The organism is Microcoleus sp. MON1_C5, assembly GCF_036701875.1.
Classification (GTDB): Bacteria; Cyanobacteriota; Cyanobacteriia; order Cyanobacteriales; family Microcoleaceae; genus Microcoleus.
On sequence record NZ_JAUBRN010000016.1, the window covers coordinates 68,319 to 80,655 of the forward strand.

The 12,337-nt window shown below is 44.9% G+C and carries 6 protein-coding genes; 4 read left to right on the top strand and 2 right to left on the bottom strand.

Going from position 1 to position 12,337, the window contains the following annotated elements; translation table 11 throughout:
* Positions 1-28 precede the first annotated feature (28 nt).
* Positions 29-2,206 carry an EAL domain-containing protein gene (locus QUA71_RS10720; RefSeq protein WP_333284722.1) on the bottom strand — a complete coding sequence of 726 codons (2,178 nt, stop codon included), beginning with the start codon at positions 2,204-2,206 and terminating at the stop codon, positions 29-31.
* 577 nt (positions 2,207-2,783) lie between these two features.
* Here QUA71_RS10720 and QUA71_RS10725 point away from each other — a divergent pair.
* From QUA71_RS10725 to QUA71_RS10740, 4 genes are all read left to right on the top strand, one after another.
* Positions 2,784-7,031, top strand: a complete 4,248-nt coding sequence (locus QUA71_RS10725) for a PAS domain S-box protein (protein WP_333284724.1) — start codon at positions 2,784-2,786, stop codon at positions 7,029-7,031.
* Between the two features lie 258 nt (positions 7,032-7,289).
* Complete coding sequence (locus QUA71_RS10730) at positions 7,290-8,048, top strand: SDR family oxidoreductase (RefSeq protein WP_333284726.1); 759 nt, start codon at positions 7,290-7,292, stop codon at positions 8,046-8,048.
* A gap of 136 nt (positions 8,049-8,184) precedes the next feature.
* Entirely contained in the window at positions 8,185-9,282 is a 1,098-nt protein-coding gene (locus QUA71_RS10735) for a DJ-1/PfpI/YhbO family deglycase/protease (RefSeq protein ID WP_190661625.1), read from the top strand.
* A gap of 456 nt (positions 9,283-9,738) precedes the next feature.
* Positions 9,739-10,443: a rhomboid family intramembrane serine protease gene (locus QUA71_RS10740; RefSeq protein WP_190661623.1), complete on the top strand. Its 705-nt coding sequence runs from the start codon at positions 9,739-9,741 to the stop codon at positions 10,441-10,443.
* A 250-nt stretch (positions 10,444-10,693) separates the two neighbouring features.
* Here the strand turns inward: QUA71_RS10740 and QUA71_RS10745 are convergent.
* On the bottom strand, positions 10,694-12,337 hold a 1,644-nt coding region (locus QUA71_RS10745), incomplete at its 5' end, for a calcium-binding protein (RefSeq protein WP_445243774.1).

A 12,337-nucleotide genomic window follows, 5' to 3' on the forward strand; every position in this document is an offset into this window, starting at 1 on the left:
CAATGGGTTCGCTGGCCCAGTGCGATGGCTAGCGATTAAAATTAATAGGGACGGGGCGGGCGATCCCATAACCCTGAGCATAATCTACTCCAATCTCCCGCAATTTTTCTAAGATAGTCTCGTCTTCGACAAACTCAGCTATAGTTTCAAGATTCATCGCATGGGCAATACGATTAAAACCTTCAACCAGGGCTTGAGAAATCAAATTATGATTAATATTCTTGACAAAAGCACCATCAATTTTTAAATAATCAACTGGTAAATTGAGCAGATAAGCAAAGGAACTCAACCCACTGCCAAAATCATCTAAAGCAAAGCGACAGCCAATTTTTTTGAGTTCGCTTATGAAATATCTAGCTTGCTCAAAGTTTGCGATCGCTGCGGTTTCTGTGATTTCAAAACCAATGGCTTGTGGGGGGACTTGGTAGCGAGAAAATTGTTCGATTAAAAGCCTGAGAAACTGATTGTTACTAATGCTAGCCCCAGAAAGATTGATCGTATACAAGCCTTGACTAAGAACATTTTTTTCAGGCAATTTGTAATAATTAGAGAAAAAAGTTTCTATTACCCAACAATCGATCTCAGTTATCAAGCCGTAACGCTCTGCCGCGGGAATAAACTCATTTGGAGATACTATTTTTCCATCTTCGTCCAGCATTCTGAGCAAAATCTCATAATGCTCTACTAATGGTTTAGAGGTAATAGAGACAATCTTTTGGTAATAGAGACAAAAACTATTGGTTTCCAGCGCTCGAGTTATTTTGGAAACCAACTGCCTCTCACCACGTTGTTTAATTAGTTCGCCATCATCTAGACGATAAATATGAACACAGTTTCGCCCTCTGGCTTTGGCGGCATAACAAGCTGCATCAGCCGCTCCCAGAAGCTCCATCAAATTTTGGGTGGTGTGGTCAATGGCCACAACTCCAATGCTGACTCCGATGATAAAGGTGTTGCCATTCCAAATAAACCGAAATTGATGCACTAGGTCTTTGAGGTTTTCCGCAATCTGAGTTGCTTGAGATAGTGGACATTGAGTGAGCAAAAGACCAAATTCATCACCTCCCAAGCGAGCCAGTGTGTCATTACCGGGGAGTCCCTTTTGTAAAAGTGTAGTGATTTGTCGCAGTAGCTCATCCCCAGCAATATGACCTGCGGTATCGTTAATGACTTTGAACTGATCTAAATCTAAATAACAGAGAGCGTGCTGCTGATTGCTATCTTCAACAGAAGCGATCGCATCAACTAAATGTTGCTCAAATCTTCGACGGTTGATTAACCCCGTCAGGGCATCGTGACTGGCTTCCCAAGAGAGTTGACGGCTGAGATAGCGCGATTCAGTAACGTCATGAAAGACCATAACTGCCCCGATAATTTGACCTTTACGGTCTCGAATCGGTGCTGCCGAGTCAGCAATGGGATACTCGGTTCCATCATGGGCAATCAGAATAGTATTGTGAGGTAAGCTCACAATTCGCTGCTCTAATAGAGCCTTGTTTATAGGATTCTCTACTGGCTCTCCCGTTACGGAATCAACAATTAGGAAGACTGTAGACAAGGTAACTCCTTGAACCTCATGAGCCTTCCAGCCTGTCAGTCGCTCAGCTATAGGATTGAAATATCTCACATTACCTTCGGCATCAGTAGTAATGACCGCATCGCCAATTGATTCCAGTGTCACTTGAGCCAATTCCTTTTCGGCAAAGAGAGACTCTTCGAGACGTTGCCGTTCTTCAATTTCTCTCAAGAGACGTAAATTCTGCTTTTGGAGTTTTTGTTGCAACCTTCCGATAGTTAGGTGGGTTTCGACACGCGCTAATACTTCTTCGACTTGAAATGGCTTAGCAATATAATCTACCCCTCCAGCAGCCAGCCCTTGCACCTTATTGAAAGTTTCATTTAGCGCACTTAAAAAAATTATTGGAATGTCTGCAGTGCGCTCATCAGATTTTAATTGTCTGCAAACTTCATAACCATCCATATCAGGCAATTTAATGTCGAGTAAAATTAACTCCGTCGATGGCGATTGGGCGGCTCTGAGCGCCAGTGTCCCTGTTATTGCACTGCGAACTTTATAACCCTCTGCCCTCAAAGTATCCCTGAGAAGACGCAGGTTATCAGGCAAATCGTCAACAATTAAAATGTTGCCTCGGTAGTTTGTAGTTTCATCGCTACTTCTATCGCTAGTTCTATCGAGAATCATCATAATTATGGGTTTGAAACCCCGTCTTTTAGGACGGCTTTACAATTCCCTTGCGGGGTTGGGGAGGTATGGTTGCCTCCCGGCCGGGATATGGTTGTCCCGTTCTCCTTGCGGAGTAAAGTTAGCTTCGCCAATGTTTAGTGAGCTTGCGCCGGCTAGCAGCACTACTTCAGTGACCTTAAAGTTGTTTAACTACTAGCGACAGAGCGGAAAACTATCTTCGTATTCTCCGGTGTCGTGACTCAAAAAACGTAGTCAATTAAGACTTAAGCTGGTCAGAATGGCTTGTTAGATTTCTCCTTCAAGCCTCATGCCCTTAGGCTGAGGTTCCTGACATTAATTTCCCTAGTTTCCAGCTATAGGACTAAAAGCGTATGCACAAATAGTATAGTTTAATTATGAGGTTATAAAGGTCACTTTACGCATAAAGAAGTCCTGCGCTCCCGGAGATATGGGGCTGGCAATGGGGCGCAGCCGTACAAAGTCTGCATTGTTCGGGTAGGAGCCGTCCCCCCGTGGTTGCCCTTCTTCGCTTCGCCTAACATGAGAAGAACATTGTTTCAACCGAAGCAGCCAATTTATGAACAAGCGCATTTCTCAAATGGCAAGTCTACTCGTCATTGCGATCGGATGTCTCGTGCTGCTGGGTTGGCAATTTGACATCTCCCTACTCAAAAGTGGTTTTCCCGGTATGACTTCGACCATGAAAGCAAACACGGCAATTTGCTTTTTGCTGGCTGGAGTGTCTTTGAAATTGTTGCAGTACCAAAGAACCCGACTGCACAATCGCATTGCTCAAGGGATGGCAGGATTCATAATCATCATCGGTTTGCTGACGCTGAGCCAGTATATTTTTGGTTGGAAGCTGGGTATTGATGAGTGGCTTTTCCGAGATTTCGTGTCTTCAGCGACTCCTTATCCGGGAAGAATGGGAGTAAATACCGCCCTAAATTTTGTGCTGATGGGACTAGCACTCTTATTGTTAGGGCAAAATTTCCAACGGGACACTTGGTTGGCTCAGATTTTTAGTAGTGTTGCAGCTTTAATTTCTCTACTAGCTTTATTTGGATACCTATTCAATGTCGATATTCTTGAACGTTTGGTCACAATTACGACGGCTCAACCTGTAAACACGATCGCCACCTTTTTCATCCTCTATGGAGGAATTTTATTGCTCCGCCCCAAGGAAGGATTAATGCAAGTAGTAACCAGTCCCCTAGTTGGCGGAGTAATGGTTCGGTGGTTGCTGCCTTGGGCGATGATCTTTCCGGTGGCAGTGAACTGGTTAACTCTTCAGGGACAAAATTTAGCCTGGTATAACGCTAATTTTGGCTATACATTCCGTTCAGCTATTATGGTTTTGACGTTCTCAATTCTCATCTTGGGGACGGGGCGATCTTTGAACCTGATAGATTACAAGCGCCAACAAGCCGAAAAAGAACTTAAAAAACTTAACGAAACTTTAGAAATTCTTGTGGCTGAACGAACAGATGATTTACAAAAATCGCAGGCTCGTTTTGCGGGAATTCTAGAAATCGCCAATGATGCAATTATTTCCATCGATCGCACTCAACGCATTACCCTGTTTAATCAAGGGGCAGAAAAGATGTTTGGCTATAAAATTGAGGATATTTTAGGGGAGCCACTGAATTTACTGCTGCCAGAACAGTTTAGAGATGCACACCCGCAGCATATCAAACAATTTGCACAGTCTTCTACCAGAGCGCGAAGGATGGGAGAACGAAGCGAGATTTTGGGTCGTCGTCAAGATGGAACGCAGTTTTCGGCTGAAGCCTCTATTTCTAGGCTGGAAATGGGAGACGAAACGGTATTTACTGTTATTATGCGCGATATTAGCGATCGCAAGCAAGTAGAAGCATCACTGGCTCACATGGCAGCGATTGTGGAATACTCTGGTGAGGCAGTTATTAGCAAGTCATTAGACGGCATCATTTTAACCTGGAACAATGCAGCAGAAAAAATCTTTGGCTACAAGGCTGAAGAAATCATAGGACAATCGATCCTCATTCTAATTCCCTCCAATATTACCTACGAAGAACACCAAATCCTAGAAACGATTCGACAAGGGGAAAGGGTTGAAAACTATGAAACCGTCCGTGTCCGAAAAGATGGACAGCTTATCCACATATCTTGTACCATATCACCTCTGAAGGACACAACAGGCAGAATTACTGGGTGTTCTGTAATTAAACGCGACATCACCGAGCGCAAACGAGCTGAAATAAACCGTCAACAAATTGAGATGGCTTTACGAAACAGTGAAGAGCAGTTTCGCCATGCGTTTGAAGATGCCTCTATCGGGATGGCGCTCGTTTCACTTGATGGGCACTGGATTAAAGTCAATCCTGCCTTATGTCAGATTCTTGGCTACTCCTCAGAAGAGTTGTTAGCGTTAACTTTCCAAGACATCAGCCATCCTGACGATTTAGAAGCTGATCTTAGTTATGCCAATCAACTATTAGCAGGAACAATTTCAACTTACCAAATGGAAAAACGGTATTTCCATAAACAAGGACATATTATTTGGATTCTTCTTAATGCATCGCTAGTACAAGATGAACAGGGAAATCCACTGCATTTTATTGCTCAGCTCCAAGAAATTACGGCTCGCAAAGAAGCTCAAAAGGCGCTAGAACTTCACAGCATTATCATGAATAACATGGGAGGAGGAGTGTGTTTAATTAAAGCCTCCGACCTCATAATAGTCTACACCAATCCTACCTTTGACGCTATGTTTGGCTACACAGAGGGCGAACTCGCAGGTCAATCCGTTGGTGTCTTGAATTATGTCGATACAAAGCTTACACCAGATGTAACCGTTCTAGATATCGTCACTCAAATTGAACAGACCGGGGAAGCGAAATATGAAGTCCACAATAGAAAGAAAGATGGAACTCTCTTTTGGTGCAGCGTTCATACATCCATGTTTGAGCATCCTGAATACGGAACTGTATATGTTGCCGTTCAGGAAGACGCAACAGAGCTAAAACTGGCTGAGCAAGCCTTGCAAGCTACCACAAATCGCCTCAACTTTCTTCTAAACTACAGCCCCGTGGTCATTTTTAGCTGTAAACCTGCTGGCGATTATGCAGCAACGTTCATCAGCGAAAATATCAAAGATATATTAGGCTACGAAAGCCGCGAGTTTTTAGAAGATTCTAAATTTTGGGTGAATCACTTACACCCCGATGATGTAGAACCAGTGCTTAATGACTTACCAAATGTATTCGTTAATGATTTTTATTTCCACGAATACCGTCTTCGTCGCTCCGATGGGGTTTATCGCTGGGTGCTGGGTCAGCTTAGGCTAATTCGAGATGGTTCAAGTAAACCAGTAGAAATCTTGGGATATTTAATTGACATTAGCGATCGCAAACAAGCTGAGTTGGAATTTCACCACGCAAATGAAGCAAACCAAGCCAAGACTGTCTTCCTCGCGAACATGAGCCACGAACTCCGCACCCCCCTGAACTCAATTTTGGGATTCACGCAATTGATGAGCTATGAGAGAAATCTGACTCCTTCTCTCCAAGAACGTTTACAAATTGTCAATCGTAGCGGTAGACATTTATTGGACTTGATTAACGATATTTTAGATTTATCCAAAATAGAGAGCGGACGGATGACACTCAATTTTTCTGACTTTGATTTGAGAAATTTGCTGGCTTCTATTGAAGAAATGTTCCAAGTTAAAGTCCAATCTAAAGAATTGCAACTAATTTTTGAGCTAGCTCCCGACATTCCTCAATCTGTGCATAGCGACGATAAAAAACTCTATCAAATCTTGGTCAATCTGCTCGGTAATGCGATTAAGTTTACCAACCAAGGAAGCGTCACCCTACGGGTAACAGCAACAAAAAGAGACAAAACATCCTGTCACCTATCTTTTGAAGTTGAGGATACAGGCGTGGGAATTGCGCCCAGAGAAATGGATAAATTATTTAAGGTATTCGTACAAGCCCAAGCTGGGAATAATTTGAGTCAAGGCAGTGGGCTGGGTTTAGCCATCAGTCAAAAACTCGTCAAACTCATGGGCGGTCAAATTCGCCTTAAAAGCACTTTGCACCGAGGTAGCACTTTTTCCTTTGAGATTCCTGTACAGTTACCTCAAGCAGAATCCTTACCCCCAGAATCAAGTAATCAAAGAGTAATTGGTTTAGCTCCCGGACAACCGACTTACCGCATTCTTATTGTTGAAGATTTAGAAGAAAATCGCCGCTTGTTAGTCGAAATCCTTACCTCGGTTGGTTTTGAGGTGAGAGAAGCAAAACAGGGAGTGGAGGCACTCTCACTGTGGAAGAGTTGGCGGCCGCACCTGATTCTGATGAATTTGCGAATGCCGATCGTGGATGGCTACACAGCTACTAAACATATTAGAGAACGCCCTGAGAGCCAAGAAACTGTCATTATTGCTTTAACTGCCAGTATTTTTGGAGAAGAGCGAGAAAAAGTTATTATGGCTGGCTTTAACGACTTTATAAGCAAGCCATTTCAGCAGAAAGAGATCTTTGACAAACTAGCTAAATATTTAGGAGTAAAATATATCTACGAAGTCGTAGAACAAACCCCACAAAAACAATTAGTTGTAACGGTGTCGGTAGAAGATCTATCCATCATGCCACCTCAGTGGTTAGAACAAATGTATCAAGCCGCTTACTATCTCGATACCGAAGTTATGAATGAATTAATTGGACAAATTCCAGCCTCCAAAGCAAGTTTGTCCCAAGCACTAACCGATTATATCAATAATTTTAATTCCGATCGAATTATGGAGCTTATTCGACCTTTGCTGCCCAATCCACTGTAGTTATCGACTTTCAGGACAAACAAGCTATAGTGCTGTAACCAGTGGCTATATTTCCAATAGAAACCAACAGGGTAAAGGATTTGGAAGTTTTTGGAGAGGTCTATGGCAGATATCCATCAGCATGAGGAAATCGCATACACATTAGATGAAATGTGCTGTATCATATAGCAATTCTATTTCGTATGTGAAGGAGATTTATTTTTTTTATTAAGTGCAGAGGGTGTTGATGGGGCAGAGAAAGAGAAAAGAGAGAGAGAAATGATTGATTTAACTGGAAAGGTAATTTTAGTAACTGGTGGCTCGAAAGGGATTGGTGCAGTGACGGTGCGGACTCTGGTTAATGCTGGGGCCGAGGTGATTTTGCATTACTTTCGCAGTCAGAAAGAAGCGGAAGCGGTAGCAGCAAGTGTTGCGCGCGATCGCTGTTATTTATTGGCAGCAGATTTGATGCTGGAAAACGCGGCATCGACTTTGTGGCGAGATGCTTTAAAATGGCGCGGTCATATTGATATTTTAGTTAATAATGCGGGGATTATGCAGTCAGCGGGTATAGAGGACAAATTCGATATTTGGTCTTCAGCTTGGCAGCAAACTCTACAAGTAAATTTAGTTGCCGTTGCCGATTTGTGCCGGGAATCTCTTCTGCATTTTCAAACTCGCAAAGTCGGTACAATTATTAATATAGCAAGTCGCGCTGCTTTTCGCGGCGATGACCCGAATTATCTGCACTACGCCGCTTCTAAAGGTGCTATTGTTGCTTTAACTCGCAGCATTGCTAGAGGGTTTGCGGCTGATAATATTTTGGCATTTACAGTTGCACCGGGATTTGTCAGTACAGAAATGTCTAATCAGTTTATTCAGGAGTTCGGTGAAGCTAATATTATTCGCGATATCCCGATCGGCAAAATCGCTCCTCCTCAAGATGTTGCCAATGTTATCGCGTTTTTAGCGTCGGGTTTAGCTGCACACGCTACCGGGACTACGATCGATATTAACGGAGCATCTTACGTGCATTGAAACAATTACTGTAAAATACCTCTCAAGGCTCACGCTGATATCTTTTAAAACCAACTAATTTATCACTTTAGCAAGACGCTAAAAACATCATAAATTATTTATGGTGAGATAAAAGATAGTCTGAGGAATGTTGATTATGACAACCGATAACGGTAGCGACACAAAACGAGTTGCCATACTCATTGAAAATGGAGTTGAAGATTCGGAATTTTTAGTTCCTTACAACGCCTTAAAACAAGCAGGATTTGAAGTAGTTGTCCTCGGTTCGCGGACAAACGAAAAGTATGCAGGGAAACAAGGAAAAGTTGCCCAGCAGGCTGACGGAACTACCACAGAAGCAGTACCCGCAGAATTCGATGCAGTGATAATTCCCGGCGGAATGGCTCCCGATATGATGCGGACTAATCCCAATACAGTACGTTTTGTACGAGAAGCATTTGAGCAAGGAAAAATCGTCGCTGCTGTTTGCCACGGCCCGCAAGTTTTGATTGAAGCCGACTTGCTAAAAGGCAAAAATGCGACGGGTTTCTTGGCAATTAAAACAGACATGATTAATGCCGGAGCTAACTACATTAACGAAGCTTTAGTAGTTGACGGCAACTTGATCACTTCCCGCCAACCTGGAGATTTAGCAATATTTACCACCGCAATTATGGCTCGCCTCGGTTACGGCGGAAAAGAAGTCGGTTTGCCAGAAGAAAGTGACACAAATGCAGAATGGTGGAAATTAGCTAATGGTTGGGGAGGTTCTACACAAGGCGACATTGTTAAAGGTTTGAATACCGCCCTCGCAGGGGAACGCTATGCTTGCGAAGCGTTTCAAAATTATGCGGAAAAAACCCAAGACAGCGATTTGCGATCGCTCTTGAGAGAAATGATTCAAAACAAACAGAACCACATCCTCGCTCTCGAAAAACGCCTCAACGATTTCGGTGAAAAACCCTCAATTCCTGCCCAAATTGCTGACAAATACGCTAAATTAAAAGCTTCGATGCAAGGAACGGATGAAAACTTTTTGCTGCGGAGCACTCTAGGTGAGTTGCAAACCGGTGTTGTCGATGTCAACAACCTGCGCGTGAAGTTCACAGATCCCGTATCAACTGCCATCTTGACAGAGATAGAATCGGATTTGTCTAAGTGTGAGCAAGCCGTTGCTAAACTCTACCGCGCCCGTGCAGCTTCCCAGGAAATTAAGTCGCCTAAACCTTCGACTAGCCCCGCTGTAAAAATGTAATCAGCAAGGGGATAAATAAGTTTGTAGTTTTGTTGAGAGGTGAAAACCCGCACCAATATCGCAGCTACAAACTTGCTCTGCAATCCTACAATATACGCCTTTGCGGTAAAATAAAACCCAACACTAAAAAGCAGATATTCAACTAACTGCAAGGTGGAGGGTTTTATTAAATGGGTTTTATTTTTGTTTCAGCGGAACACGGTGGGTTTGAAGAAAGCTTGCGGCACCCGGGGGCGGTACCAGCCCCCGGATTCATGCGTGCAGAAATAAAAAATATAGTATCCGATAACCAGCCCCCGGATACATCCGTCAAGTCGCTTTCTTCAATTCTCAAATCTAAAATCTAAAATCTAAAATCTAAAATCGATTGCCTTCTTCCCTCTTCCTTTAGACAGGAGACACCTAGGCTATAAATGCGCTACTGTGTTGCCAATATTTTGATGAGGAAAAAAGGCCGTGGTTCCCTTACGCGATGAAAATCCCATTACTATCACTCCCTACGTTACCTACGGGCTGGTTGCCGCAAACATATTAGTATTTTTGTACGAACTCAGTTTGGGCGATCGACAATTAACCCAATTCTTCTACTCTTGGGCCGTAATTCCTTGCCAGTTAAGCAATATGTGTCGGGTTGCTCTGCCAGCTTCGCCATTTCCCGAATGGACAACACTAATTAGCTCCCAATTTCTGCACGCAGGCTTTCTCCACATTGCCGGAAATATGTTATTTTTGTGGATTTTTGGCAACAACGTAGAAGACCGTTTAGGGCACGTCAAATTTATAATATTTTACCTTACTTGCGGCGTTTTAGCATCACTAACTCAGTGGTTTTTTTCCTCATCATCTGCCATTCCGTCCCTAGGTGCTAGCGGCGCGATCGCAGGCGTGATGGGAGCTTACATTCTCAGATATCCCCAAGCCAGAGTTCTGACACTGCTTCCCCTGGGAATCTTTTTTACCACCGTTAGAGTCCCCGCTTTCTTCTTTCTAGGATTTTGGTTTGCACAGCAAGCATTGAGCGGCCTGGCTTCGTTGAATGCCCCGGCAAGTGTCGGCATGGAATCCGGGGGAGTTGCCTACTGGGCCCACGCCGGCGGCTTTGTTTTCGGCGCTATTCTCGGCCCTTTGCTGGGATTGTTTTCTGAAGAAAATCAGATTTAATTTTTCACCGCAGATGAACGCAAATAAACGCAGATAAACTACCAAGAAATGGGCGTTTATCTGCGTTTTTATGCGGTTTCAAACCTCGGACTTTTCTCAAACTTCGGTGCTATACTTGGCTCTTTTTTGGGACTTTTATTCAAAAAAAAGAGATTTAATTTTACCTCAGCTAAACACAAATTAACGCAGATAAAGCCAAGACAATCGGCGTTTATCTGCGTTTATCTGCGGTTTCAAACCTCTTATCTTTTTAGATAAACGTGAAGTCAAATCCCGAAAGAGAAGAAACCCCAGTTACACCATTTAACTTCGCCAAAATGCGAGAATCAGCACCGGCCACGTTATTGCCATTGCCATCATAAATGATGTAAGTATTGCCGCCGGAATCGTAGGCAAACAAGAAAGCAGTTCCTCCCAGAATATTTGCAGAAACAGTTGTCTGCACATTCAGCAGAACTTGACTGCCATTGCTGAGATTGGCAAATCCGGGGGCAAAATTAAACTGATCGGCGATCGGCACACCGAGACCGTTAAAATCAGTAATCACATCGTATCCGCCCGCCGCGATCGCAGCATCGATCGCCGTCGAAGAAGCCGCATCAAAGACTGGCCCACCTTGTGCAGGGCTGGTATAGCGGAATTGATTGCTGCCGCCGCCCCCCGTCATGGTATCTGCGCCGAGGCCGCCTACGAGCACGTCGTTATCCAAATCGCCGTTAATCGTATCGTTGCCGCCTTGACCATCAATAGTATCGCTGCCCGCCAAACCGTCCAAATTGTCCGGCAAAGAACCCCCAACCAAATTGTTAGGCCCGCTATCTGCAGGCAAGATTTGGACGGTGATAGTACCTACCCCCGGAAGTGTCCCCACTCCGTCGCTGACGCTGTAGGTGAAAGCAGTTGTACCCGCTACGTTGCCGGGGATGAATTGCACTTGAGAGACAAGATTTACAGCTATCCCCAGTTGCGGTGTGCTGACATTGATAATGTTGAGCGATCCTTGTTGCGGGCTGGAATCGTTGGCCAGCACGTCGATGAAAGTGGGCTGCGAATTATTCGTACTCGTAAATATGATGCCGTCATTGACAGCAATCGGCGACAGGGTAGTTGGAACAGTTACAGAGGTATCGAAAGAATTGATGTTAATTGCGACTGACGCTGCTGCCGTGCCGCCTTGGTCGTCAGCTACGCTGTAGCTGAAAGAACCGGCTGGCCCGATCGCGTTTGTTCCAGGTTGAAATTTCAGCCCAAGTAAATCCTGAACGGTTAACTTTTGGTTCACGCTGAGGGGGTTTGTACCCGTAATTACCTGACCAAAAGTAGGATTGGGAAGTCCGACTACCGCGATCGACAGTGGCTGGCCCTCGGGGTCGCTGGGCGCCGAAATGCTCAGAGACAGAGGCAAATTCTGCAAACCAGTCACCGTTTTGCCAGCTTCCACGATCGGCGGCTGGTTAGGAGTCGGAGATGTAAAACTCGGCGGAGTCGGCCCCCCGCCCAAAGGCGGAGGAGTTGGGGTCGCCGCAGTTGGAGTGGGGACGATCGAAGGACTCGGACTCGCAGTTGTCCCGCCCGCAGTCGGAGTCGGACTCGGACTCGGAACCTGTGTCGGCAATGTCCCCGTTGTTGGTGTTGGACTCGCAGTTGTCCCCGTTGTGGGACTCGTTGTTGTCCCCGTTGTGGGACTCGTTGTTGTCCCCGCTGGTGTGGGAGTTGTGGTCGCTGGTGTGGGAGTTGTGGTCGCTGGTGTGGGAGTTGTGGTCGCTGGTGTGGGAGTTGTGGTCGCTGGTGTTGGACTCGTGGTTGTTCCCGTTGTGGGACTCGTGGTTGTTCCCGTTGTGGGACTCGTGGTTGTTCCCGTTGTGGGACTCGTGGTTGTTCCCGTTGTGGGACT